The sequence below is a fragment of the Novosphingobium sp. Sphag1I genome (assembly GCF_056279125.1).
Genome location: NZ_JBWBQS010000012.1, coordinates 155,394 through 180,074 on the forward strand (window position 1 = coordinate 155,394; position 24,681 = coordinate 180,074).

General features: G+C 63.1%; 20 protein-coding genes. 11 read left to right on the forward strand and 9 right to left on the reverse strand.

The window, feature by feature from the left end:
• The first annotated feature begins 5 nt into the window (after positions 1–5).
• Together ACZ9HU_RS15285 and ACZ9HU_RS15290 are read left to right on the forward strand one after the other, a co-directional pair.
• Positions 6–3,389 (forward strand): hybrid sensor histidine kinase/response regulator, encoded by a 3,384-nt coding sequence (locus ACZ9HU_RS15285; RefSeq protein WP_476106085.1) that lies wholly within the window; start codon positions 6–8, stop codon positions 3,387–3,389.
• A complete protein-coding gene (locus ACZ9HU_RS15290; RefSeq protein ID WP_476106086.1) occupies positions 3,389–4,327 on the forward strand; it encodes a response regulator in 939 nt (312 codons plus the stop codon). Before ACZ9HU_RS15285 ends, ACZ9HU_RS15290 begins: the two co-directional genes overlap by 1 nt.
• Here the strand turns inward: ACZ9HU_RS15290 and ACZ9HU_RS15295 are convergent.
• Complete coding sequence (locus ACZ9HU_RS15295; protein WP_476106087.1) at positions 4,317–5,174, reverse strand: shikimate 5-dehydrogenase; 858 nt, start codon at positions 5,172–5,174, stop codon at positions 4,317–4,319. The genes ACZ9HU_RS15290 and ACZ9HU_RS15295 overlap by 11 nt on opposite strands.
• Positions 5,175–5,568: 394 nt before the next feature.
• Here ACZ9HU_RS15295 and bioB point away from each other — a divergent pair, with 394 nt between their 5' ends.
• From bioB to ACZ9HU_RS15315, 4 genes are read left to right on the forward strand one after another with little or no spacing between them, the layout of a single operon-like run.
• Positions 5,569–6,621 (forward strand): biotin synthase BioB, encoded by a 1,053-nt coding sequence (gene bioB / locus ACZ9HU_RS15300; protein WP_476106088.1) that lies wholly within the window; start codon positions 5,569–5,571, stop codon positions 6,619–6,621.
• Positions 6,618–7,769 carry an aminotransferase class I/II-fold pyridoxal phosphate-dependent enzyme gene (locus tag ACZ9HU_RS15305; protein ID WP_476106139.1) on the forward strand — a complete coding sequence of 384 codons (1,152 nt, stop codon included), beginning with the start codon at positions 6,618–6,620 and terminating at the stop codon, positions 7,767–7,769. Before bioB ends, ACZ9HU_RS15305 begins: the two co-directional genes overlap by 4 nt.
• The gene (locus ACZ9HU_RS15310; protein WP_476106090.1) at positions 7,766–8,350 is read left to right on the forward strand and encodes an alpha/beta fold hydrolase; all 585 of its coding nucleotides are present in this window, start codon (positions 7,766–7,768) and stop codon (positions 8,348–8,350) included. Before ACZ9HU_RS15305 ends, ACZ9HU_RS15310 begins: the two co-directional genes overlap by 4 nt.
• Complete coding sequence (locus ACZ9HU_RS15315; protein ID WP_476106091.1) at positions 8,347–9,084, forward strand: methyltransferase; 738 nt, start codon at positions 8,347–8,349, stop codon at positions 9,082–9,084. Before ACZ9HU_RS15310 ends, ACZ9HU_RS15315 begins: the two co-directional genes overlap by 4 nt.
• Positions 9,085–9,350: 266 nt before the next feature.
• Here ACZ9HU_RS15315 and ACZ9HU_RS15320 read toward each other — a convergent pair whose 3' ends face one another.
• A complete protein-coding gene (locus ACZ9HU_RS15320; RefSeq protein WP_476106141.1) occupies positions 9,351–10,697 on the reverse strand; it encodes an anti-phage deoxyguanosine triphosphatase in 1,347 nt (448 codons plus the stop codon).
• Between the two features lie 68 nt (positions 10,698–10,765).
• On the opposite strand from ACZ9HU_RS15320, the gene ACZ9HU_RS15325 reads away from it, so the two are divergent.
• Positions 10,766–11,392 carry a LysE family translocator gene (locus tag ACZ9HU_RS15325; protein ID WP_476106092.1) on the forward strand — a complete coding sequence of 209 codons (627 nt, stop codon included), beginning with the start codon at positions 10,766–10,768 and terminating at the stop codon, positions 11,390–11,392.
• On the opposite strand, the gene ACZ9HU_RS15330 is transcribed toward ACZ9HU_RS15325, so the two are convergent.
• The 6 genes from ACZ9HU_RS15330 to ACZ9HU_RS15355 form a co-directional block, all read right to left on the reverse strand.
• On the reverse strand, positions 11,389–12,801 hold the full coding sequence (locus ACZ9HU_RS15330; RefSeq protein WP_476106094.1) for an efflux transporter outer membrane subunit: 1,413 nt from the start codon (positions 12,799–12,801) through the stop codon (positions 11,389–11,391). The genes ACZ9HU_RS15325 and ACZ9HU_RS15330 overlap by 4 nt on opposite strands.
• Positions 12,802–12,809: 8 nt before the next feature.
• Positions 12,810–14,339: an MDR family MFS transporter gene (locus ACZ9HU_RS15335; RefSeq protein ID WP_476106095.1), complete on the reverse strand. Its 1,530-nt coding sequence runs from the start codon at positions 14,337–14,339 to the stop codon at positions 12,810–12,812.
• 2 nt (positions 14,340–14,341) lie between these two features.
• Positions 14,342–15,421 carry an HlyD family secretion protein gene (locus ACZ9HU_RS15340; protein ID WP_476106096.1) on the reverse strand — a complete coding sequence of 360 codons (1,080 nt, stop codon included), beginning with the start codon at positions 15,419–15,421 and terminating at the stop codon, positions 14,342–14,344.
• A 145-nt stretch (positions 15,422–15,566) separates the two neighbouring features.
• Positions 15,567–16,493, reverse strand: a complete 927-nt coding sequence (locus tag ACZ9HU_RS15345; RefSeq protein WP_476106143.1) for a formylglycine-generating enzyme family protein — start codon at positions 16,491–16,493, stop codon at positions 15,567–15,569.
• Between the two features lie 77 nt (positions 16,494–16,570).
• Positions 16,571–18,280 (reverse strand): sulfatase family protein, encoded by a 1,710-nt coding sequence (locus ACZ9HU_RS15350; protein WP_476106145.1) that lies wholly within the window; start codon positions 18,278–18,280, stop codon positions 16,571–16,573.
• 153 nt (positions 18,281–18,433) lie between these two features.
• Entirely contained in the window at positions 18,434–19,387 is a 954-nt protein-coding gene (locus ACZ9HU_RS15355) for a LacI family DNA-binding transcriptional regulator (RefSeq protein WP_476106098.1), read from the reverse strand.
• 228 nt (positions 19,388–19,615) lie between these two features.
• Here ACZ9HU_RS15355 and ACZ9HU_RS15360 point away from each other — a divergent pair, with 228 nt between their 5' ends.
• From ACZ9HU_RS15360 to ACZ9HU_RS15375, 4 genes are all read left to right on the forward strand, one after another.
• Positions 19,616–20,152 (forward strand): hypothetical protein, encoded by a 537-nt coding sequence (locus ACZ9HU_RS15360; RefSeq protein ID WP_476106099.1) that lies wholly within the window; start codon positions 19,616–19,618, stop codon positions 20,150–20,152.
• A gap of 27 nt (positions 20,153–20,179) precedes the next feature.
• The gene (locus ACZ9HU_RS15365) at positions 20,180–20,647 is read left to right on the forward strand and encodes a cupin domain-containing protein (protein ID WP_476106100.1); all 468 of its coding nucleotides are present in this window, start codon (positions 20,180–20,182) and stop codon (positions 20,645–20,647) included.
• A gap of 63 nt (positions 20,648–20,710) precedes the next feature.
• Complete coding sequence (locus ACZ9HU_RS15370) at positions 20,711–21,619, forward strand: LysR family transcriptional regulator (protein ID WP_476106101.1); 909 nt, start codon at positions 20,711–20,713, stop codon at positions 21,617–21,619.
• A 109-nt stretch (positions 21,620–21,728) separates the two neighbouring features.
• A complete protein-coding gene (locus ACZ9HU_RS15375; RefSeq protein ID WP_476106103.1) occupies positions 21,729–22,934 on the forward strand; it encodes an MFS transporter in 1,206 nt (401 codons plus the stop codon).
• Here ACZ9HU_RS15375 and ACZ9HU_RS15380 read toward each other — a convergent pair.
• On the reverse strand, positions 22,931–24,595 hold the full coding sequence (locus ACZ9HU_RS15380) for a family 43 glycosylhydrolase (RefSeq protein WP_476106105.1): 1,665 nt from the start codon (positions 24,593–24,595) through the stop codon (positions 22,931–22,933). The two genes, ACZ9HU_RS15375 and ACZ9HU_RS15380, sit on opposite strands and share 4 nt — an antisense overlap.
• Positions 24,596–24,681: the final 86 nt, after the last annotated feature.

Sequence of the window (24,681 nt, forward strand, 5' to 3'; positions counted from 1 at the left end):
CGCCTGTGAACCTTGATCACATCCTTCATGAAAAGCGGGCCTATAACCAATGGGTGGCCAGCGAGACCATGGAGGATTACGCGCTGCGCTATACCGCGATTTCGGCGCGGCGGTGGAGCGCGGGCCGCGTGGCCGGCACGGCGATCGGGGCCTGCGCCTTTCTGGCGTGTGAGGCGATCGGGGCGGGCATAACGCTCAATTTCGGCTTTGCCAATGCGATGGCGGCCATCGGCTTTACGGTGGCGATCATGTTTGTGCTGGGCGCGCCAATTGCCATTGCGGCGGCGCGGTATGGGCTGGACATCGACCTGCTGACGCGCGGGGGCGGGTTTGGCTATATCGGATCGACGCTGACCTCGCTGATCTATGCCTCCTTCACCTTCCTGCTCTTTGCGGTCGAGGCGACAATCATGGCCAGCGCGCTGGTGGCGATGACCGGCATGGCGCTGCCGCTGGCCTATCTGGCCTGCGCGCTGGTGGTGATCCCGGTGGCGGTTTACGGGATGAGCGCGATCACGCGGTTTCAACATGCCACGCAAGGCTTGTGGATCGCGTTGCAAATGGCGCCGATAATCTGGCTGATCTGGGCCGATAATGGCGCGGTCATGGCCGGGTGGAGCCATTTTGCCGGGATGGATGGCGCGCATCGCGGCCTGTCGCTGGTGCCCTTTGGGCTTGCGGTTTCGACGTTGCTTTCGCTCCTGCCCCAGATTGGTGAACAGGCCGACTATCTGCGCTTTACCCCGCCGGTGGAAAAGGTCGGGCGCTGGCGCTGGTGGGGGGCGGTCATGCTGGCGGGGCCGGGGTGGAGCCTGATCGGCGCGGTCAAGCTGATGCTGGGCAGCGCGCTGGCCTGGCTGGTGCTGTCGGGCGGATGGGATGCGGAGGCGGCATCCAGCCCGATCGCCATGTTCCACCATGTCTTTACCCGCATGGCGGGCGATGGCCGGGTGGGGCTAGCGCTGGCCGGACTGCTGGTAATTGTGGCCCAGATGAAGATCAACGTCACCAATGCCTATGCCGGGTCGATTGCTTGGTCGAACTTCTTTGCCCGCCTGACGCACAGTCACCCCGGACGTGTGGTGTGGATCGCGTTCAATGTGATTGTCGCCCTGTTGCTGATGGAAACAGGGGTGATGGGCACGATTGCGGCGGTGCTGCCGATTTATGCCTGTATCGCGGCGGGGTGGATCGGGGCGCTGTCGGCCGATTTGATGGTGTCCAAACCTTTGGGCCTGTCGCCCCGCACCATCGAGTTCAAGCGCGCCCATCTTTACGACATCAACCCGGTGGGCGTGGGGGCGCTGGCTTTGTCGATGGTGGCATCGATGCTGGCCAATGGGGGATTGCTGGGGGCGGTGGCCGAAGCCTTTGCGCCCTTGATCGCATTGGTGGTGGCCTTTGTCGCGGCGCCGGTTCTGGCGGCGGTGACGCGGGGCCGGTTCTATTTTGCCCGCGTGGCGCAGGATCAGCCCCAAGGGCTGCAAAGCTGTACCATCTGCGAAAATGCCTTCGAAGCGCCCGATATGGCGCATTGTCCGCTGCACAAGGGGGCGATCTGTTCCCTGTGCTGCACGCTGGAGGCGCGATGCCACGACCGGTGCAAACCGCGTGCCCGCGCCACCCAACAAATGGTGGATGCCGTGAGTGCAATGGTGCCTGAACCCTTGTCGGGCAAGGTGAACACCACATTGGGCCAGTTCGTGCTGGTCATGGTGGTGCTCTCGGGGGTGATGACCGGCATCGTTGGCGCGGTCTATTGGGAAATGAGCCAGCGTATTCTGCCCGAAAGCCTGCCGGCGGTGCGCACCATTCTGGGCGTCACGCTGGTGCTGCTGCTTTTGCTGGGCGGGGTGCTGGGCTGGCTGATCGTGCTGGCGCATGAAAGCCGCCGCTCCGCTCTGGCCGAGGCGGAACATCATGTCTCCAGCCTTCAGGCCGAAGTCGCCGCCCATAATGCCACGCTGGAGGAATTGCATCAGGCCAAGGAATCAGCCGAGGCCGCCAATGCCGCCAAAAGCCGCTATCTGGTTTCGGTCAGCCACGAGATCCGCTCGCCGCTCAATTCGATCTATGGCTATGCCCAATTGCTGGAACGCGGGCATGATATTGCCCCCATCGAGGCGGCGCGCATCATCCGGCGGTCGTCCGAACATCTGACCAATCTGGTCGAAGGCCTGCTTGACATCAGCCATGTCGAAAGCGGGGTACTGCGCCTGTCGAATGACACGGTGCGGCTGAAAAGCTTTCTGGACCAGATCGCCAGCATGTTCCGCCCGCAGGCCCAATCGCGCGGGCTGAAACTGGTTTACGACAAACAGGGCAACCTGCCCGAATTCGTGCGCACCGATCAAAAACGCCTGCGCCAGATCCTGATCAACCTGCTTTCGAACGCGATCAAGTTTACCAAGGCGGGCCAGATCACCTTTGGCGTGTCCTATCGTTCGCAAGTGATGACCTTTACCATCGCCGACACCGGCATCGGCATCGAAAAGGCCGATCTGGATAAAATCTTTGCCCCCTTTGAACGCGGCACCCACCCCGAGGCGCAGCGGCAAAAGGGCATCGGTCTGGGCCTGGCCATTACGCAGGCATTGGTCCACATCCTTGGCGGCGATCTGGCCGTGACCAGCGAACCGGGCGTGGGCACGACCTTTACCGTCCGCCTGATGCTCAGCCCGGTGCAGGCCAGTGTGCAGGAGGTCAAAAGCACCCGCGACATCACCGGTTTCGACGGGCCGCCGCGCAGCGTCCTGCTGATCGATGATGATCCGGATCAGACCTCGCTGCTGCGCGGATTGCTCGAACCTTTGGGCTTTACCATCCATTTCGCCAACAATGGCGATGATGGGCTGAAACTGGCGCAAAAGCATCAGCCCGAACTCGTGCTGCTCGATGTCACCATGCCCGGCCTGTCGGGATGGGAGGTGGCGCGGCGTCTGCGCGCGATGCGCGGCACCGACATACGCATCGTCATGGTATCGGGCGACGCGCATGAAATTCAACAGGGCAGCGCGGGTTTCATCGCCCATGACCAGTTCCTGATCAAACCGGTCGATCTGGACGCGCTGATCGATGCGGTGGGCAGCCTGCTGGGCCTGCATTGGCAGGGACGGTCCGAAGAACCCGAAACGCCCGACACCGCGCCCGAACGCGACATCCTGCCCGAGGCCGCCCTGCCCTTCCTTTGCGATATCGAAAGCGATTTGCGCATCGGCCATGTGCGCGGCGTGGAAAAATCGGTGCGCGCGATGGAGGCCGCTGTGCCGCAGGCCGCGCCGCTGGCCAAGCGGCTGCTGGCCTGTCTCGACCGGTTCGATCTCAACGAATTGGCCGCCGAACTGGCGCTTTATCAAAAGGGCAAAAGCCCCGGCAAGGATAACGTATAATGCGCCACGATCCCTTGGTGGCGCAAAGCCCGTTGCCGCATGTCGATACGGTTCTGGTGGTGGATGATACGCCCGAATCGCTGCGCTTTCTGGCCGACACGCTGGAGGTGGAGGGCATCCGCGTCCTGATCGCCACCAGCGGCGAGGCGGCGCTTTCGCTGCTGTCCCATATCGTGCCCGACCTGATCCTGATGGATGCGGTCATGCCCGGCATCGGCGGGTTCGAGGCCACACGCATCCTCAAACGCAACCCGGCCAGCGCCCGCGTCCCCGTCATTTTCATGACCGGCCTGACCGAAAGCGAACATGTGTTGGCAGCGCTTGAGGCGGGCGGGGTCGACTATGTGCGCAAACCTTTGGTCATCAACGAATTGATGGCGCGGGTCCGGGTGCATATGGCCAATGCCCGACTGGCACAGGACAGTCAGGCGGCGCTGGATGCCAGCGGGCGGCACCTGATCGCGATGGGGCGTGACGAACATCTGCTGTGGTGGACCCCGCAAGCGGGCAGCCTGCTTTCCGAAAGCTGTCCCGATTGGGACGCGATGCCCGGGCCGGCGCCTGCGGCCATGCGCGCATCGCTCGCCCGGCTTGCCCGCGCGGATGAAAGCGGGGCGACCGTCCGGCTGGAATTGCCGCATTCGACGCTGGAAATGGTGTTGGTGACGCAATTGCGCGGGGCCGAATGGCTTGTCCGCCTCAACGACGTCAATCCGGCCAGCGATATCGCCCTGCTGCAAAGCCGCCATGGTTTGACCAGCCGCGAGGCCGAGGTCCTGCTCTGGATCAGCTATGGCAAGCCCAACCGCGTGATCAGCGAGATCCTGTCGATCTCGCCGCGCACGGTGAACAAGCATCTGGAGCAGATCTTTGTCAAGCTGGGCGTGGAAACCCGCGCGGCGGCGGCGGCTCTGGCCGTGCGGGTGATCAGCGGGTAATCGCCGCCATCAACCGCGCGGCCGTCGCATCGCCATGGGCAAAGCGCGTGGCCTCGATCACCAGTTCGGGCGACGGGCGGATGCCGGTGTAAAGCTCGAACTGTTCGATGGCCTGCAGCACGATGACTTCGGCGCCCGAAATGATCGCCTTGCCCGCCTGCTCGGCCGCGATGATGAAGGGCGTTTGCGCGGGCTGCGCCACCACGTCAAAGGCGATGGCGCAATCCTCGATCATGGCGCGGGGAAAGGCCAGCATGTCCGCATCGCCCCCTTCCATCCCCAACGGCGTGACATTGACCAGCAAAGGCGCGCCATCCTCCGGCAAATCGGCCCGCCACGTATAACCATATTGCGCGGCCAGTGCCCCGCCCGCCGCCTCATTGCGCGCAACAATCGTGCCTTGCGCAAAACCCCGGTCGCGCAGGGCCGCCACCACCGCCTTGGCCATGCCCCCGCTGCCGCGCAGGATAAAGGGTTGGGCCGGATCGGCATCGCTGGCCGCGATCAGATCGCGCACGGCGATGAAATCGGTGTTGTAACCCGTCAGTCGCCCGTCATCATTGACGATCGTGTTGACGCTCTCGATCACGGCTGCCGAGGGTTCGATTGCGTCCAGCAGCGGGATCACCGCCTCCTTGAACGGCATAGACACCGCCGACCCGCGAATGTTCAGCGCCCGGATCCCGCCCACCGCCGCGGGCAGGTCGCGCGTCGAAAAGCTCTTGTAGATAAAGTCCAGCCCCAGCGCTTCATAAAGCCAGTTATGCAGCCGCGATCCCGCATTGCCGGGACGCCCCGACAGGGACATGCAAAGCTGTGTATCGCGGCCAATGGGGGGCTTGGTCATGCAAAAATCTCCTTTGTTGGCCGGTTTAGCCCGTTCAGTACGGCAACGCTAAAAGGAATACGTATCGGAGAGGATCACATCCTTTGCAAAGAAGTGGTTTGCAAATTTGCAAGATTACCATGGACGCCGCCCCCGTCCTGACGCATCACCCGCGCCATGTCCCATCCGCCCGCCATTTGCCTGACACGGGCGCGATCCGGTTCACGATCGGGCCCGCTCACTATCGAGATGGCCCTTTCATCGCTTGATGGGTTGAGCCTTGCGCGGACCCGGCGTATCGCGGCCACCATATCGGCGCTGGACGGCGGCGAAGGCAGGCGCAGGGCAGCCCCCCCATTATGCGCAGGCCATCGCCCAATATGCCCCGCGCCGCGCCGAATTGGAGAATGATTGAATGACCGCCCCCGCTTCTGCCGACCTGCGTTATGACTGGACCCGCGAGGAAATTGCCGCCCTGTTCGACCTGCCCTTTACCGAGCTGGTCTTTCGCGCGGCGCAGGTTCACCGCGAAAACCATGCCCCCAATGAGGTGCAGCTCTCCACGCTGCTCTCGATCAAGACCGGCGGATGCGTCGAGGATTGCGGCTATTGCAGCCAGAGCGTCAAGGCCGACAGCGGGGTCAAGGCCACCAAGCTGATGGAAGTGCAGTCGGTCCTGCAAGCCGCCGCCCGCGCCAAGGATCAGGGGTCCAGCCGTTTCTGCATGGGCGCGGCATGGCGCAACCCCAAGGACCGCGACATGCCCGCCATCATCGAAATGGTGAAGGGCGTGCGTTCGATGGGCCTTGAAACCTGCATGACGCTGGGCATGCTGTCCCCGGCGCAGGCCGATATGCTGGCCGATGCGGGGCTGGATTATTACAACCACAACATTGATACCAGCCCCGAAAAATACGAGGAAATCACCAGCACCCGCAAGATGAGCGACCGTCTCGACACGCTGGGTCAGGTGCGCCGCGCGGGCATCAACGTGTGCAGCGGAGGGATCGTCGGCATGGGCGAAACGCGTGAGGATCGCGTGGGCTTTGTCCACACGCTGGCCACGCTGCCGTCGCATCCGCAGAGCGTGCCGATCAACGCGCTGGTCCCGGTCAAGGGCACGGTGCTGGGCGATATGCTGGCCGATACGCCGCTGGCCAAGATCGATGACGTGGAATTCGTGCGCACCGTGGCGGTGGCGCGCATCACCATGCCCGGATCGATGGTGCGCCTGTCGGCAGGGCGCGAGAGCATGTCGGAAATGACCCAGGCCATGTGCTTTATGGCGGGCGCCAATTCGATCTTCACCGGCGACAAGCTGCTGACCGCGCCCAATGCGGGCGATGACAATGACATGGCGATGTTCGCCCGCCTTGGCATCAAGCCGATGGCGGTCACGCGCACCGATGCGGAAATTGCCGCCGAATCCATGCCCAAGGGCTGCGTCAAGCTGGAGCAGATGGTCTGAAGGCGTTTGAAGACCTGCTTGCCGCCGCGCTGGATCGCATAGACCAGCGCGGAGAGCGGCGCGCCCTGCGCGCCACGGTGGCGCAGGGCGCGGGGCGTTTGCTGCGCAATGGGGCGGTGCTGGTCGATTTTTCCAGCAATGATTATCTGGGCCTCTCGCGCCATCCCTTGCTGGCACAGCGCAGCGCGGAATGGGCATTGGCCCATGGCGCAGGCTCGGCGGCCTCGCGGCTGGTGACGGGCACGCATCCGCTGCATCTGGCGGTCGAGGAAAAGATCGCCCGGTTCAAGGGCAAGGAAGCCGCGCTGATCTTCCCCAGCGGGTGGCATTGCAATGCGGCGGTGCTGGCGGCGATGCTGAAGGCCGCGCCGGGGGCACAGCTTTTCACCGACCGGCTGATCCATGGCAGTTTGCACGCGGGCTCAGCGGCGCATCGACAGATCCGTTTCCGCCACAATGACCTGTCGCATCTGGCACAATTGCTGGAACAGGCCGAGGGCGGGCCAAAGATCATCGTCACCGAAAGCGTGTTCAGCATGGATGGCGACCGGGCCGATGTCGCCGCGCTGTCGGCTCTGGCAAAAGCGCATGATGCGTTCCTCTATGTTGACGAGGCCCATGCCACCGGCGTTCTGGGTCCGCAGGGGCGCGGATTGACCTATGGCCATGATATCGATCTGGTCATGGGCACGTTCAGCAAGGGACTGGGCGCGATGGGCGCCTATGTCGCGGGCAGCCGGTTGCTGATCGACTATCTGGTCAATGCCTGCGGAGGGTTTATCTTTTCGACGGCCCCCTCGCCCGCGATGTTGGGCGCGGTGGATGCAGCGCTCGATCTGGTGCCCGACATGGATCGTGAACGGACGGTTCTGGCCGACCATGGCGCCTTTTTCCGTGCGCATCTGAACGATGCCGGGATCGGCACAGAGCGCAGCAGCACCCAGATCGTCCCCGTCATCGTGGGCGAGGCCGAGGCGGCGGTCGCCTTGGCGCAGGATCTGACGCGGGCGGGCATGCTGGCCGTGGCGATCCGCCCGCCCACCGTGCCGCCGGGCACCAGCCGGTTGCGCGTGGCGCTGCATGCCGATCATGCGCGCGCCGATGTCGAAGCCCTGGCGCAGGCCATTGCCGCGCGGATCGGGCGATGAGGATCGCCCTGCTCCACGGCTGGGGTTTTGACGCGGGCGTGTGGGATGCGCTGGCACCGATGTTGCCGGGTCAGATTATCCGCATGGATCGGGGCTATTTCGGCGCGGCGGCGGATTGTGGGCGGCCTGATGTGATGATCGGCCATTCGTTGGGCGCTATGCTGTTGGCGCGGCGGTGGCCGGACGTGCCGCTGGTGGCGATCAACGGGTTTGACCGCTTCTGCGGGCCGGATGCCGTCGCCCCCCGCATTGTCGAGCGCATGGCCAAACGTTTTGCGCAGGATGCGGCGCGGGTTCTGGATGATTTCCGCGCCGGCATTGATGCGCCCCCTGCCCCGCCGATTGTTTCACGTGAAAGCCTGAGCGCCGATCTGGCACTGCTGGGCGATCAAACGGCGGCGGGTGGGCATGGCGCGCCCTTGCTGGTCCTGCAATCCGGGGATGATCCGCTGTTGCCCGCCATTCTGCGCGAAAGGACGTTTGGCGGCGTGGCGGCGCAGGTTTGCCCCGATGGCGGGCACATGTTGCCGGTTACGCGGGCCGCATGGTGCGCCGGGCATATCCAGGCGTTTATGCGATGATGCCGGGCCGCCTGATTACCGACGCCTTTGGCCGGGCGCAGGATTATGACGCCCATGCCGGGGTGCAACGGCAAGTGGCCGAGGCCTTGGCCCGGTGGATTGCCGAGGCGGGTTGCGGCAACGCGCGCCGCGTGCTGGAAATCGGCTGTGGCACGGGGCTGCTGGGCGCGGCGCTGATGCCGATGCTGGACGGGGCGGCATGGTGCATGACCGATCTGTCGCCCGCCATGCTGGCGCGGGCGCGGGCGCGTTTTGCCGGGACGGGCGGGATCACCTATCGCGTGATGGATGGTCAGGTGCCCGACATCGACGGCCCCTTTGACCTGATCACCTCCAGCCTTGCCTTTCAATGGTTCGATGATCTGGCCGGTGCTCTGAGGCGATTGGAAACCTTGCTGGCGCCGGGCGGAACGCTGGCTTTTGCCACGATGGTCGCGGGCAGTTTTGCCGAGTGGCGTGAGGCGCATGGCGATCTGCCCTGCGGCATGGCGGAATATCCATCGGCACAGAATTTGCGCGCGATGGGATGTGATGTGCGCGAAATATCGCTGTCGGTGGGCGGCGGCGGACGGGCGTTTCTGCGCCATTTGCGCGGGATTGGCGCCGATGTGCCGCGCGCCGGTCATCGTCCGTTGAGCGCGGGCCAGATGCGTCAGGTGATCGCGCGATTCGATTCGCATGGAGGCCAGGCGACCTATCGTGTGGCGCTTTGCCTGCTTCGACGCGACCGTTAGAATGCTGCGCTGCAAAATGCAGTTTTATGCAAATTGGTCTTTGGTACCATAGGCCATAGCGCAAAATCGCCCGAAAACGCGGTTCTTTGCGTTTACGTAATCGGAAGTTGCGTTATTTGCATCAAACGCCTTCATTTTGCACTTGCGAACAAGCCCGGTGATCCGCATAAGGGACGTGCCTTTCAGGCATCCTCTCCCAAACTTTCCAAAGGCCAGCCTCCGGGCTGGCCATTTTTTTGCCTGTCGTCCGGGGCAAGGCCGCCGGGTTACAGCCGATCGAACACCGATCCCATGCGGGGAGCAAACAGACGCTCATAGGTTTTGAGCAGGCTGGTGTCGGTCATCGACGCCACATAGTCGCAAATCGCCCGCACCCCATATTGATCATACGCAGGCAGACGGTCACGGGGCAGCAGGCGCCTCGGATCAGCCTGCATCGCCTCGAACACGGCCACCACCATCGTCTGACCCTTGAACTCCAGATGCTGGACCGCCGGACTGGTGATCACCTCGCGCACGACCAGATCTTTCAGCACATCGAGGAAAGCCTTCTGTCCCGGCGCCATCCCCACGCGCCAGCGCAACAGCGGCGAGGCAAACTCTTCCATCTCGACATAATGCACCGCCGTCAGGAAATGATGCACCAGCCGACCGATGAAGCGTTTCCGGCTGTTTTCGCCGCCATAAAGGCCATCGACGAATTGGCGCATGACGTCATTGGCGCTCTCGCCCGGATATTTGGCCTTGAGCGCGTCGAGGAACGTGGGACAGCGATCCGTCACCGCCGCGGCAAATGTCTCGCGGTGGATGAGGTCAAGCGCGATGGCATCCTCAAGATCATGGACGCCGTAGGCAATGTCATCGGCCACATCCATGATCGAACAATCGAGCGATTTGTGGCGCGATTTGGCGTGGCCGCCGGGCTTGGCCGTAAAGCTTTGGAACAGGGCCCGGTCCGATGCGGACTCCGATGCAGACAAAGGATCGAGAATCCAATCCACCACGTCCCGCTCGCTATCCAGATAGCATTTGGGCGGCTTGGCGCTGGCCGCATCGATGATGCGCAAGGTGGTTGGGCCGGTTGCCAACCTCGGCGTGATGTCCGGATTGCGCACATCGGAAAAAGCCACCGGATATTTCAGCACGCCCAGCAAAGTCCGCCGCGCCAGATTGGCCCCCGCCCCTTGCGAGAAAGTCTCCAGCCGCGAGAGGATGCGCAGCGTCTGGCCATTGCCTTCAAACCCGCCATGGTCGCGCATACAGTAATTCAGCGCCACCTCTCCCCCATGGCCAAAGGGCGGGTGGCCGAAATCATGGGTGCATCCGATGGCATGGATCAGGCTGCGCCCCGGCAGGATCCCGGTGGCGGGATGGTCGGGCGCGTCCTTTTGCAATTGCCGCGCAATGCCGCCTGCGATCTGCGCCACCTCCAGCGAATGGGTCAGGCGCGTGCGATAAAAATCGCTGTCGCCAAGGTTGAGGATTTGCGTCTTGCCCTGAAGCCGCCGGAAAGAGGCCGAATGGATCACCCGCGCATAATCGATGTCGCCGCCATCGCGGGCGTCCTCACTTTGCGGGGTCCAGTTTTCGCGGCGGGCCAGCCAGGGCATCATGTCATCCATGGGCGCGGCCTATAGCATGGCTCGACACAGGTGCGCGCGGCTGTCACAGAATTATCCCCATGGAACAATTGTGGCAATTGCTGGGGCTGGCGGGCGTGCTGTTGCTGGGTTTTATCAGCCCGGGGCCGAATTTCATCGCCGTTACCTCGATCACGATGGGCGGCACGCGCCGCGCCGGTCTGCTGGCGGGGCTGGCGATGGGGCTGGCTTCGGCGACATGGACGTTGATGGCGGTGGTGGGCATGGGGGCGGTGCTCAAGACCTCGCCTGCCGTGCTGCTGGTGCTGCGCTATGCCGGGGCGGCCTATCTGATCTGGCTGGGGGTGAAACTGGTGCTGGGCGCGCCCGCTCCCATGCCCGGCCCGATGCCCGCCCCGGTGCAGGACGCCGCCCATGGCCTCCACGCCTTTCGCCGCGCCTATCTGGTCAGCATGACCAACCCCAAGGCTCTGGCCTTTTACGCCAGCGTGTTGACCGTCATCATGCCGCCCCACCCGCCGCTGTGGTTTTCGGTCGCGCTGGTGGCGATTGCCGGGCTGGTGTCGGCGGGGTGGTATTGCGCGGTCGCGCTGGGCTTTTCACACCCCCGCGTTCTGGCCGGATTTGCCCGCGCCAAATTCTGGATCGAAGGGGCCATGGGCCTTGCGCTGATGGCGATCGGCGCAAGGCTGATGATGGATGTTTAGCCTTCCCAGCCCAGACCCAGTGCCTTGGCGATGGCGATATAGTCCACCACCACTTCGGCGCGGCCCTGTGCGCTGGTGATCGCGGCCTGCAATACCTGGGCTTCGCGTTCGGTCTGTTCCAGCTTGGACGATGTCCCCGCGCTGACCCGTTGCGCGCCAAGGCGGGCGCTGGACTGTGCCGTGCCTTCGCCCGCTTCCAACTGCATCAGGCGTTCACGCGCTGCGCCAAAACGCGACAGGCTGCTTTCGGCATCTTCCAGAGCGGTCAGGACGGCGCGGCGATATTGCGCCTGCGCGCTGTCGCGCTGTGCCTTGGCCTGCGCCACGCTGGCCTGCCCCTTGCCCCAATCGAGGCCGGACCATTTGATCTGGGGCAGGATGCCATAGGCCGCTGTCGCCGGATCGACGATGCTGGTGATCGAGGAACTGCCCATGCCCAGAATGCCGGTGAGGGACAGGCGGGGGCGCAATTTCGCCCGCGCCACGCCCACCTGCGCCGTTTGCGCGGCCAGCAGGCGTTCGGCCGCGCGCACATCGGGACGCCGGGCCAAAAGATCGGCCGGATCACCCACCGCCACCTTGGCGGGCAGAACGGGCAGCGGCTTGACCTGCGCCAATGCGGCATCCAGTTCCCCCGGCGCCTTTCCGGTCAGCACGGCGAGCTGGTTCATCGCCACTTCGACCTGCGCCCGGATCGGGGCGGCCTGCGCCATGGCGCTGCGCATATCGCCTTCGTATCGCGCCACATCGGCCAGCGTCGCCACGCCCGCGCCATGGCGTTGCCGCACAAGGCCCAGCGCCTGTTCGCGCAAGGTGACGACCTGCGCCACCATTACCGCGCGGTTCTGTGCATCGCGCAGGTTCACATAGGCCTGCGCCACCTGCGCCGAAAGGCTGACCTGCGCATCGGCCAGCTGCGCCTTGGCCCGATCCTCATTGGCGCGGGCATTTTCATTGGTGCGCTTGTTGATGCCCCAGAAATCCGGTTCCCACGAGGCCGTCGCGCCAAGGTTGTAGATTTCGAGCGAGCTGCGGCTTCCCCCCGCGCTGAACGCCGGGAGTTCGGCCTTGCCCGCGATAAATGTGGGGGCAACCGAAGGCAGATCGCTGGCCTTCTTCTGGCGCAGCACCGCGGCGGCTTCGCGCACCTTGGCCTGTGCATCCTCGACACTGGGGCTGTGGGCCAGAGCCTCGGTGATCAGCCCGTTAAGCTGCGCATCACCCAAAACTTCCCACCAACGCGCCAGAACGGGCGCGTCCTGCGCATCCACGGCCCCGCGCACAAAGGCGGCGCCATGGGCCATCTTGGGCGGCCCGGCATAATCCGGCCCTACCGTACAGGCGCCCAGAGCCAATGGCAGCGCCAGCGGCAACCCCACAGCAATCATCATCGGCAAACGGGTCATCATGGCTCTCGTCAATGCATGGGAACGTCGGGCGCGGCGTCTTTGGAAAACGGGCGCAGCAAAAGGACCAGCGGCAGCACGATCAACGTACCATAGCCCATGATCCGGAAAATATCGTTATAGGTCATCACCAGCGCCTGAAGCTGAAGCTGGCCCTCGATCTGGGGCGCGGCGCGCAGCAGGCCGCCCATCGCGCGCACCTGATCCTGCACCATCACGCTGTTGGCGTGGAGCGTTTCCTCCAACCGGCGCGTGTGGAGCCAGATACGGTTGTCCTGAATGATGGCAATCCCGGCCAGAGCGATGCTGCCCCCCAGATTACGCACCGAATTGAACAGACCCGACGCGTCGCCCGCCAGTTCGCGCGGCACCGAACGCACACAGGCCTGTGACAGGAACAACATGCCCAAAATCTGACCCACGCCGCGCATCAGCTGGGATTCGACGAAATCGCTGCCATCCGAACTCATCGTCATGCCCGTGTCGACCAATGACGACACGCCCATGATCGCCAGCCCGAAGAACACCGCCACGCGCACGTCGATACGCTTTAACAGGATCGGCACGATGGCCATCATGAACAGGCTGGGCAGGCCGGAGATCAAGACGATCTTGCCCGATTGCAGCGCGTTGTAATTGGCCACCGCCGCCAGAAACTGGGGGATCACATAGGACGTGCCATAAAGCACCATACCCAGCACCAGCCCCATCACCGCCACCGCGCCAAATTGCCGGTCGAGCAGGAGCCGAAGCTGAATCACCGGGCGCTTGGCAAATTTCTGCCCCAGAAACAGGCTGACAAAGCCCAGCGCGCTGACCAGCGCCATTTCGCGGATCAGGTCAGAGGAAAACCACTGCTCACGCTGCCCTTCCTCCAGCAAGACCGTCAAACCGCCCAGCCCCAGCGCCAACCCGGCAATGCCAAACCAGTCAGCATTGGCAAATTCGCCCAAATGGCTTTTCTCGTGCGGCAGGCCCAAAATCAGCAGCAGCAGCAGCGCGATACAAACCGGCAGGTTGAGGAAGAAGGCATAGTGCCAGCTGACATTCTCGGTCAGCCAACCGCCCACCAGCGGCCCCATCACCGGCCCCATCACCGCCGTCACGCCAAAGGCGGCAATGCCGATCGGTTGCTGTTCACGCGGCAAACGCATGGCGATGATCGTCTGCGCCGTGGGGATCAACGCCCCCCCGGTAAAGCCCTGACCCACGCGCCCGATGATCATCATCGTCAGGCTGTCGGCCCAGCCGCAGATCATCGAGAAGAAGGTGAACAGGCTGGCCGCGATCAACAGAAATGTGCGCAGGCCCAGCACCCGCTGAAGCCAGGCGGCCAGCGGGATGATGACGATTTCGGCCACCAGATAGGACGTGGCCACCCACGTCCCCTCGGTGCCCGAAGCGCCGATTTCACCCTGAATCGTAGGCAGCGCGGAATTGACGATGGAAATGTCGAGCGTCGCCATCAGCGCGCCCAACGTTCCCGCCGCCACCGCCAGCCATGCCGACAGGTCGGCCTTTACCGGAGGCGCATCGACCATGATCAATGCGCCGTTTTCGTGTCCACCATCGCCGTCACCGACAGACCCGGCACCAACAGGCGGCGCGTATCGGCGTCGGCTTCAATGCGGATGCGCACCGGCACGCGCTGGACGATCTTGGTGAAATTGCCGGTCGCATTGCTGGGCGCGATCAGGCTGAAGCTGGACCCGGTGCCGGGCGCAAGGCTCTCGATCTTGCCCTTGATGGCGCGGCCATCGAGAGCATCGACCTTGATCGACACATCCTGTCCGGGGCGCATATGGGCCAATTGCGTTTCCTTGAAATTGGCCACGACATAGATCTTGGACAAAGGCACCAGCGTCATCAGGCGCGTGCCCGCCGACACGAACTGGCCCTGCATCACGGTCTTGTCCCCAATGCGGCCGTCGATGGCGGCGCGGATCGTGGTGGCGTCCAGATCGACATTGGCGGCGTCAAACTGGGCCTTGCCGCCCTGTCCCTGCGCGGCGGCCTGTCTGGCCTGCGCCTCGATGCTGGCGATGCGGCGTTGCTGGGCCTCGATGGCGGCTTCCTGGGCGCGGACCTGCGCGGCGGATTGATCGGCCGCGGCGCGCAATTGCGACAATTGCTGCGCCTGTTCTGCCCCGCTCGCCACCAGAGGGGTAAAGCGCTTGACCTGATCGGCGTCGAACTTGGCTTTGGCTTGCGCGGCGCTCAACTGGGCGCGGGCCTGTTCGATCCCGGCGCGCTGTTCGGCAATGGCGGCCTGCGCATTGGCTTCCAAGGCCTGCGCAATGGCGACCTGCGCCGATGCCTGCGCGGTCTTGGCCTTGTAATCGCGCGGGTCGAGCGTGATCAAAGGCGTCCCCGCCTTCACATCCTGGTTATCCTGAACCAGCACCTGTGCCACATAGCCAGAAATACGCGGCGAGACGGCCAAAGTATCCGCCGCGATCTGGGCGTCGTTGGTTTCCTCGATATAGCGACCATGGGTGAAATAATCCCACCCCCACCAGCCGCCGCCCAGCAAAACCGCCAATCCCAGGATGGGCAGGACTTTGCGTGCGGTCGAAGACGAGGAATTCTCAGAGGAATCAACAGTCGGGGGAGTTTCGGTCATGCAGTACTCTCATACGTACCAGGGCCAAATCGCATGCCAAACCTATTGGCCAAGCATCGTTATGCTGGGGGTATAGTGGTTTTCCGCCAGTGACAAGCCTGTCAAAAGCGCTTCCCCGCCCGTAAACCATACGGTGTAATGGAAGTCAATCAGCCCGATGCTCCATGACGCAACGAAAACCTATGTGGCTGGTTGAACTGTCTATCGATTGGGGGTGGCGGGCCGCCGGTCGATAGCGCTGGCAATAGGATGGCGCGCATAGGTGCGAGCCGCCCTTGATCACCTTGCGCGGGATTTTGGCGGTAGGTTGGGCGGGGTCGAAACTCTTGGCGCGAAAACCCCCACGCGGATTGTCGATGGCGCAACAGGCGCTCTTCTTGCGCGGGCGCGCATCGCCCGGCAGGCTCCACCAATCCTCGCAGATTTCCCAGACATTGCCGATCATGTCATGGATGCCATAACCATTGGCGGGAAAGGCGCGCACAGGGCTGGTCCGCACCCAGCCGTCGGCGGCGGTGTTGGCAAAGGGGAACAGGCCCTGCCATGTGTTGGCCCTATGCTCGCCCCCCGGCGTCAATTCGTCCCCCCATGCATATTCGGCATCCTCCAGCCCGCCGCGCGCGGCAAATTCAAACTCGGCCTCGGTGGGCAGGCGTTTGCCCGCCCATGCGGCATAGGCGGCGGCATCCTGATGCGTCACATGCACGACCGGGTGGTCAAGAATATCCGCAATATCGCTCTCCGGCCCCAACGGATGGCGCCAGCACGCCCCCGCCACCCATCGCCACCATTGCGACGGATCACCCAGATCCACCGGCCGGTCGGTCATCGTGAAAACCAGCGATCCGGCCACCGCCAGCGCGGGGTCCATACCGGGATAATCCCGCGGATCGGGCGGGGTTTCGGCAAAGGTCTTGTATCCGGTGGCCGCGACAAAAGCGGCGAATTGCGCGTTGGTCACCGGGGTTTCATCAACCCAGAATGAAGCAACCCGCACCTTTCGGCACGGGGCTTCCTCCGGATAAAAGGCCGAAGATCCCATCTTGAACACGCCGCCTTCGACAAGGCGCATATTCGATGGGGCGGGCGAAGGCTGCGGCATGGTCATCGCCTATGTCTATGTCCGGATAAACGGCTTGCAAAGGCCCCTTACTTTTCGGGAATCTTCTTGAGCTGTTCGGCCACGGTGGGCGAATTGACGAAAGGCTTGCCCGCCGCTTTGGCCGCGCCCTTGGCCATGGTGTCGGGCATGATGTCGTCCAAACGGTCGGTCCGATTGGGTTCAACCAGCCATTCTTCCGGGAAAGGAGCCGCCCCCGTCCCCCCCTTCATCCGCCGCACCGAACCGATGGCCTGACGCGCGGTATATGGGATCATGTGCTTGCCCTTATCATTCGCCATCTGTTGATAGAGCGCGGCGCGCAGGGTGATCTTGTCGTTCAGATGCGCCGGATCGTCGATCAGATTGGTCATCTCGGTGGGGTCGGCGCCGATGTCATACAGTTCCTCGCGGTCATAGATGCCGTGATACTGAATATACTTCAGATTGCCGCGCGTGATGGCAAAGGTGGTGGGCGTTTCGGGGAAGCTCCATTCCCAGTAATATTCGTAGATGAAATCGCTGGGGTTCCATTGCGCGGGCTTTTGCGCGCCGGTGATCAGGCCCCATGCATTCTGGCCCTCGAACTGTTGCGGCATGGTTTTCACGCCCGCCGCCGTCAAAAAGGTCGGAGCGAAATCGAGACCGCGCACGCGCCCCGTGTTGACCGTATTGGCCGGCACCGTCCCCGGCTCCCACATCACCAGAGGCACGCGGACCGATGCCTCATAGGCGGTGCGCTTGTCGATCAACCCGTGGTCGCCGATCTGGAAACCATTGTCGCTGGTGAACACGACCAGCGTGTCCTTTTCCAGATGGTTCTTTTTCAGGTACGCCATGATCCGGCCCAGCGAGTCATCGACCGCCGAGAGCGTGCCATAGTAATATTTCAGGTATTCCGTCATTTTCATGTCGGAATTGTAAAAGAAATCAATGCCATGCCACGTATTGCGCTGATCATAGACCCAGCGCGGCTTGCCCTTGTAATTTTCCGGCGTGTTTTCCGCGCTGGCGGGCAGGGCGAATTTTGCCTTGTCATACTGATGCGCATAGCGCGGCGGGGGCAAGGGATCGGAATGGACCGCCTTGTGCGAAAGGTAGAGGAAGAAGGGCTTCTTGGGATCACGCTCCTTTTCCAGCCAGTTCATCGCATAATCGGTCAGTTCGTCGGTGATATAGCCGGTCTGGGCAACCTCTTTGCCATCGACGTTGAACATATTGGCCTTGCCCGCAGCCACGGCGGCGGGGGGCAGGTCGCCCGTGGGATAATAATGCCCCTGCCCCTTGAAGCTGAGCCATTTGTTGAAGCCGGGGCGCGGGGCGTCGGTGTCATTGCCCATGTGCCATTTGCCGATAAAGGCGGTCTGATACCCGGCCTGTTGCAGATAGGCGGGGAAGAAGGTCAACCCATCCTCGGACGAATTGTTATTGTCCACCACGCCATGGTTGCGCGCCGTCATGCCCGTCAGGATCGTCGCGCGGCTGGGGCTGCACAGCGAGGAGGTGGTCACGCCATTGGGGAAATAGGTGCCCTCACGCGCCATCTTGTCGATGTTGGGCGTCTGCAACAGGCCCGGTTGCAGGAAGCCCATGCCGTCAAAGCGCAGATCATCGACCAGCACGAAGATGATGTTGCGCGGACGGGCGGGCGCATCGGGCGCCGGGGCCTCTGCGGGTTTGGCGGCAGGTTTGGGGGCCGCCTGTGCGACGCCGCCCTGAAACGCCATGGCGGCAAAGCATGCCGCGCCGCCCAGAATCATTTTGTGCAATTTCGCCATCACCCAAACATCCCCTGTTTTGGCCAATTCCATGGCCCATCCGCGCGCCAAGGGGGATTGCCGCCCCCGCGCCATCTTGGCCCCATGCATAATCGGGCCGCGCGGGGAGTCAAGAAAATACCATCGCTGGTACTTTTAGGCCGATTCGCGGATCACCAGATGGTGGGCAAAGCCCGCCTCCCCCAGATCCCGACCCAAGGCCATATCCACCGCAATCCGCGCAATCTCCTCGACCGGCTGGTGAATGCTGGTCAGCGCGGGGAAGCACATCTGCCCCTCGATCGAATTGTCGAAACCGGCAATCGCCACATCCTGTGGCACGCGAAACCCCATGCGCAATGCGCAGGCCATCGCGCCCAGCGCCATCTGATCATTGGCGGCGAAAATCGCGGTGGGCCGTCGGGGCAAAGCCATCAGTTCGAGAAAGGCGCGCTCGCCCTCGACAAAGGTCATGCCCGCCCGCACGACATGGGTTTCGGGCAAATCCAGCCCCCGCCCAGCCAGCCCTTCGCGAAAGCCCGTCAGCCGTTCTTCGGATGCCATTTCGGGCCGGGGCGGCGCGATCATGGCCAGACATTGATGCCCCCTGTCCGCCAGATAATCCGCCATTTCGCGGGCAATCGCATGGTCATGCACCGCCACGCTGCGCCCCACGCCATCCTCGCGCCCCGCAATCCGCACCACCGGCTTGCCCAGCGCCGACAGGGCCGAAAGCACACGCAGATTATCCGCAAAGGGCGGCACCACAATCACCGCATCGGGTTCGCATGACAGGGAAATCGCCGCATCTTCGCCATCGATCACCTCCAGCACCAGATGATAGCCCACCTTTCGACAAGCATCCGCCGCGGCCACCATAATGCGCGAAAAATAGCTGTAGGTCAGGCGGGGGGCGATCATGGCGATGATGAAACTGCGCCCGCTGGCCAATTGCCGCGCGGCCAGAGCGGGGCGGTAATTCAGCGCGCGGATCGATGCCTCGACCTTTTCGCGCACCTTGGGCCGGACGGTCTGCGCGCCATTGATAACGCGTGACACCGTCTTGATCGAAATGCCCGAATGCTCTGCCACATCCTTGATCGTTGCCATTGCGCGCCATCCTTTGATCGGTTGGCTGATGCGCCAATTTACCTGTCATGCGCAAGGAGAATGATTAAAATACCAACGATAGCACTTATATCGCTACCATCGCTGCGCACGATTGCATTGGACGAAACCGCCCGCAACCTGTAGGGCTGACCATACCGTCAGCATCATTATGTCGCGCGCTGTCGGCTGAGAGTTGCCATGCTCCCGCTTGCCATGGGAGCATCCATCATGATCCGACAGGGTGAAAATCGGCAAACTGATCCGGCAAAACACTGGTTCGACCATACCAATGCGCAGGCATTGCATACCAGTTTCGCCACGCTGGAGGCCGGTTGCCGCTATCTGATCGTGCGCGCCGCGCAAACGCGCCCCGCGCCCAGCCCGCTCAAACCGCAGGTGTTAATGCGGGTTTCGGGCAACCATCTGAAGGAACTCGACCGGTTCTTCTCGCTGCTGATCAGCGAATATCGCGGATTCCTGCAGGCGATGGCGCCCAAGGCCTATCGCCGCGCCCCGGCCGATCTCCACCCGCTGGACAAACACCGGCCCCGCCTACGCGCGATCCGGCGGTTACAGGTCGTGGCCTGTGATCAACCGGTGCGCAACCATTGCGCCTTGACCGCGCGCGATCTGGCCATGGCCTCGCTGGGCGTGGCGGGCGGGAAACAGGCGGCGGGACAGCCCTTTGTCCTTGACGATCAGGCTCTGGCCGAAATCGCGCGCTTTTATCTGACGCTGGCGGGCGAAGTGATCGGGTTAGGTTAAGCCCCGACCGTTGGTAAGGATTGCCCGATGACCTTGCGCCTGCTTGCCGCTTCGTTGTTCGTGATCGCGCCCGGCGCGGCCCTGGCCCAAAGCGCCGCGGCCATCCATGTCGATGCCGCACAGGTGCAGGAAAAAATCGCCAAGGCCCAAGCTGCAGCCGAGGCGGGCAAGCCGATCCCGGCGCTGGACCTGCTGAACCTGTCACCCTATCGCGCCAATATCGAATATCGCATCAAGGTGGGTGGCGCATCCACCCATCGCGATGAACACGAGTTCTTTTACGCCATCGAGGGCAACGGCCATCTGGTGACGGGCGGCGCCTTGATCGATGAAAAGAACGCCGACACCCCCAATGTCACCGGCAGCGCGATTCAAGGCGGCATCGGTCAGGACGTGAAAAAGGGCGACTGGATCATGGTGCCCGCCGGCGTTGCGCATTGGTTTGACCGGATCGACGGGCGGTTGGTATTGATGGCGATGAAAATGCCGAAATGATACCGGTGTTTCACGTGTGACATCCCTCTACCCGTTCGCTCGCCAAATCCCTATATTCCGCCCATGGCCTTTGCACGCACCGACCTTGCCGATCTTGCCGCTTTTCTGGCCATTGCCCGCCACCGCAATTTTCGTCAGGCGGGGCTGGAACTGGGCGTCAGCGCCTCGGCGCTCAGCCATGCACTCAAAGGGCTGGAGGAAAGGCTGGGGGTTCGGCTGGTCAATCGCACCAACCGTTCGGTGACGCTGAGCGCGGCGGGAGAAGACCTGATCGCGCAATTGAGCGGGCCTTTTGCCGCCGTGCTGGGCGCAGAGGACGTACTCAACCGCCATCGTGACGCGCCGCGCGGGCGCATCCGCATCAATGTTCCCGATGTGGCGGCCGATATGCTGCTGGCCCCGGTGCTGCCGGAATTCAACCGACGCTGGCCGGACATCGAACTGGATATCTATGTCGAAAACCGCATGCTCGACGTCTTTGACGATGGGTTCGATGCGGGAATCCGGTTTGGCGGCACCGTGCCCGATGACATGATTGCCCAGCGATTGAGCGCCGATGTCGAATGGGCCGTGGTCGCCTCGCCCGACTATGTGGCCGCCCATGGCTTGCCCCAGCATCCGCATGATCTGAAGGACCATCGCTGTCTTCAGGTGTGGCTGGGCAATGGTCGCGTCTATCGCTGGGAATTTGAACGCGGCGGTGAAAGCATGGCCTTGGCGGTGCCCGGATCGATCACCCATAATTCGGGACAGTTTGCGCTCAATCTGGCGCGGCGCGGGGCGGGTATCACCTATTTGCCGCTGATTTGTGCGGCCGATGATCTGGAACAGGGGCGTCTGACATCGATGTTGTCGGATTGGCTCACGCCGGGGCCTGCGCTGCATATCTATTATCCGGGGCGGCGCAATTTGCCGGTGGGGTTGCGCATGTTGATCGAATTGATCCGCGAGATGCGCCCGATGGGTTTTTGATCAATTCACGGTTTGATGAATTTTCCTCATCGGCCCATCGAAAACGCACCGGCTAATCCCCAAGACGTAACGCGGATAGGAAGGCTCATCCCTCCTGTCCGAGAATCTGATGACCAGCCTTTCCCCCCACGCCAATGCCGCAAGCCCCTTTCCCGCCGATGACGCCCCCGCCGCGTGGAGCGCGGTCTTTGCGCTGACGCTTTGCGTCTCGACCCTGATCGCGTCGGAATTCATGCCGGTCAGCCTGCTTTCCCCCATCGCCCACGACCTGCATCTGACCGAAGGCACCGCCGGACAGGCCATCGCCATTTCCGGGCTGTTCGCTGTCATCACCAGCCTTTGTATTGCCCGGATCAGCAGCGGGATCGACCGGCGGCATCTGTTGATGGGCCTGACGGGGTTGATGGCCGTATCGGGCGCGGTGGTGGCCGCGGCGCCCAATTTTCTGGTGCTGATGGTGGGGCGCGCGCTGATCGGGGTGGTGATTGGCGGCTTCTGGTCAATGTCGGCGGCCACGGTCATGCGCCTGGTGCCGCCGCGTGATGTCCCCCGCGCGATGGCGCTGCTCAATGGCGGCAATGCGCTCTCCACCACCATCGCGGCGCCTCTGGGCAGCTTTCTGGGCCAATATATCGGGTGGCGCGGGGCCTTTTTCGTGGTGGTGCCGATGGCGGCCCTCACCTTTGCGTGGAAATATTTCAGCCTGCCCAGCCTGCCCTCGCCCCCCGAAAAGCCCGCCACGATGGTTGCCGTCCTGCGCAAACCCAAGGCGGCATGGGGCATGATGGCCACAGCCTTGCTGTTCATGGGACAATTCTCGGTCTTCACCTATTTCCGCCCGTTTCTGGAGCAGGTGACGCGGGTCGATGTCTCAACCCTGTCGCTGATCCTGCTGGGGCTGGGCGCGGCGGGTCTGGTGGGCAATGCGATCATCGGGCGGTTCATTGCCGCGTCTCTGCGGGGCACATTGCTCGCCATGCCGCTGGTGCTTGGACTGGTGGCGCTGGGTCTGGCGCGATGGGGGGCGGGCGTCGTGCCCACAGCGGTTCTGATGGCACTGTGGGGCTGTATCGGCACCGCCGCTCCGGTGGCATGGTGGGCGTGGATGGCGCGCACTCTGCCCGATGATGCCGAGGCAGCGGGCGGATTGATGGTCGCCGTGATCCAGATGGCGATCACGCTGGGCGCAGCATTGGGCGGCGTGATGTTCGACCATCTGGGCTATCAGGCCAGTTTCATTACCGGCGCCATCCTGCTGGTTCTGGCCGGACTGGGCGGGGCCTATGCCCTGCCCATCGCCACCCGGCGCGCCTAACCCTTTGCGCGAAAGCGATAGTCCCTGAACCGCACCACGCCCTTGCCGCTGGCATAGATCGCCGGGCGCAGCGAGGAGAGATCATCGACCGTATTGGCCTGATAGCCGGAAACTTCGCTGCGGATGCCGTGGCGGGTCCATGTTTTGCCATCAAGGCTGTAATAAAAGCTGACGATGTGGCGATCATTGACGATTTTGAGATAGAGCTTGCCGACCTTGGGCGCGGGTTCCTGCCAGTAACTGCTGCGCCCGCCGCGCCATGTGACCATGCTCTGTCCATCAATGCCGATCCCCAAAAACAGCCGGTCATTATAAAACAACAGCAAGCCGCCCTGCGCCCCGGCATCCACATCGACCATGACGCTGATCTCATAGGCGTGATCGCCCACCGTCTGGGTCAAGGGTGAGCAATCGGCCGGCCCCGTCCCCTTGGCGGCCAGTTCCAGCACGCCGCCTCCGACCCTTGCCCGCGACGCTTCACCGGGCGCGGCGCCATAAAAGCTCCATCGCGTGCCGAAAGCCGGGGCGGTGAAATCATCGCTGCGGATGAGGCCGCCCGGATTCCCCGTCTTGCCGGTTGGCATGGGCCCAGTCGGCATAGGCATGGCCAACGAAAGATCACCCCCCAACGCCCGCGGCCAGCCATCCGCGCCCCACGCCAAAGGCTCCAGCAAAGTTTGGCGCCCAAGCGAGCGATAGTCTTTTTCATAGCCGTGATAGACCATGTACCACTGATGCTTCGGCCCCTCTACCCCCGGTCCTTCTACCATCGTGGCATGGCCGCGTGACCACCACGCCTCCTTGTCGCTTTTGGTGCGGACAATCGGGTTGTGCGGGCAATTGACCCATGGCCCCTTGGCCGATTTCGACCGCGCGACAATAACCATATGGCTGGTGGCCGGACCCGATGTGCCGCCCACCGCCGACACCAGATAGAACCACTCCCCGCGCCGGAACAGCTTTGGCCCCTCCAGCGAATAGCCCTCCGTCACCCATTCATCGGGATAGTGCCAGCCGTCATAGGCCGGTTCGACCGGACCGATGGTGGACAGGCCATCATCGGACAGCGCGACGCGGTTGATGCCCGAAAGATAGAGGTAGCGTTTGCCATCCTCGCCCACGACATGGCCCGGATCGATCAGGCCGCCGATTTTGAGATCGATCGGCTCGCTCCACGGGCCTGCCATACTGTCGGCGTGGATGACATAGATATTGGCGAAGCTGGCCAATCCCTTGGACCATGGGGCCTTCATGAAAGGGATATAGATGTAATAGCGGCCATTGTGCTTGGCGATGTCCACGGCAAAGACCGTGCCCAACGGATTGAGCAAAGCAGGCCCCATCGGACGCCAGTTCACCAGATCGCGTGAATGCCAGATGATCAGGCCCGGCGCCGCGTCAAAGCTGGAATGGGTCATGTAATAATCATCGCCATCCTTCAGGATCGAAGGATCGGGATAATCGCCCGGCATGATCGGATTGCGATACCATCCATTACCCAGATCGGGGCGGCGTTCGCCCTCCGGCCCGGTGGCGTGGGCGGCGGATGCGGCGGGTTTTGCGCCGGTTGCGGCGGCGGCGGCCATGTTGCCGGCCAGCGGCACCGCAGCCCCGATGGCGCCCGTGGTGATCCCGCCCAAGGCATGACGACGCGTAACCATGATATCCCCTCCGTTTATTTAGAACATTAGTTCTATTATATTGTGGTGGCGTCAGCAAGGGGCATACCCAACACCATCGCTCTTGA

Excerpts from the sequence above, each read along its gene's own strand:
- ACZ9HU_RS15370 (WP_476106101.1), top strand. The coding sequence starts at position 20,711 with ATGGCCTTTGCACGCACCGACCTTGCCGATCTTGCCGCTTTTCTGGCC.
- ACZ9HU_RS15340 (WP_476106096.1), bottom strand. The coding sequence starts at position 15,421 with ATGACCGAAACTCCCCCGACTGTTGATTCCTCTGAGAATTCCTCGTCT.
- ACZ9HU_RS15320 (WP_476106141.1), bottom strand. The coding sequence starts at position 10,697 with ATGATGCCCTGGCTGGCCCGCCGCGAAAACTGGACCCCGCAAAGTGAG.
- ACZ9HU_RS15325 (WP_476106092.1), top strand. The coding sequence starts at position 10,766 with ATGGAACAATTGTGGCAATTGCTGGGGCTGGCGGGCGTGCTGTTGCTG.
- ACZ9HU_RS15355 (WP_476106098.1), bottom strand. The coding sequence starts at position 19,387 with ATGGCAACGATCAAGGATGTGGCAGAGCATTCGGGCATTTCGATCAAG.
- ACZ9HU_RS15365 (WP_476106100.1), top strand. The coding sequence starts at position 20,180 with ATGACCTTGCGCCTGCTTGCCGCTTCGTTGTTCGTGATCGCGCCCGGC.
- ACZ9HU_RS15360 (WP_476106099.1), top strand. The coding sequence starts at position 19,616 with ATGATCCGACAGGGTGAAAATCGGCAAACTGATCCGGCAAAACACTGG.
- ACZ9HU_RS15310 (WP_476106090.1), top strand. The coding sequence starts at position 7,766 with ATGAGGATCGCCCTGCTCCACGGCTGGGGTTTTGACGCGGGCGTGTGG.
- ACZ9HU_RS15330 (WP_476106094.1), bottom strand. The coding sequence starts at position 12,801 with ATGATGACCCGTTTGCCGATGATGATTGCTGTGGGGTTGCCGCTGGCG.
- ACZ9HU_RS15335 (WP_476106095.1), bottom strand. The coding sequence starts at position 14,339 with ATGGTCGATGCGCCTCCGGTAAAGGCCGACCTGTCGGCATGGCTGGCG.
- ACZ9HU_RS15295 (WP_476106087.1), bottom strand. The coding sequence starts at position 5,174 with ATGACCAAGCCCCCCATTGGCCGCGATACACAGCTTTGCATGTCCCTG.
- ACZ9HU_RS15380 (WP_476106105.1), bottom strand. The coding sequence starts at position 24,595 with ATGGTTACGCGTCGTCATGCCTTGGGCGGGATCACCACGGGCGCCATC.
- ACZ9HU_RS15315 (WP_476106091.1), top strand. The coding sequence starts at position 8,347 with ATGATGCCGGGCCGCCTGATTACCGACGCCTTTGGCCGGGCGCAGGAT.
- ACZ9HU_RS15345 (WP_476106143.1), bottom strand. The coding sequence starts at position 16,493 with ATGCGCCTTGTCGAAGGCGGCGTGTTCAAGATGGGATCTTCGGCCTTT.
- ACZ9HU_RS15350 (WP_476106145.1), bottom strand. The coding sequence starts at position 18,280 with ATGATTCTGGGCGGCGCGGCATGCTTTGCCGCCATGGCGTTTCAGGGC.
- ACZ9HU_RS15290 (WP_476106086.1), top strand. The coding sequence starts at position 3,389 with ATGCGCCACGATCCCTTGGTGGCGCAAAGCCCGTTGCCGCATGTCGAT.
- bioB (WP_476106088.1), top strand. The coding sequence starts at position 5,569 with ATGACCGCCCCCGCTTCTGCCGACCTGCGTTATGACTGGACCCGCGAG.
- ACZ9HU_RS15375 (WP_476106103.1), top strand. The coding sequence starts at position 21,729 with ATGACCAGCCTTTCCCCCCACGCCAATGCCGCAAGCCCCTTTCCCGCC.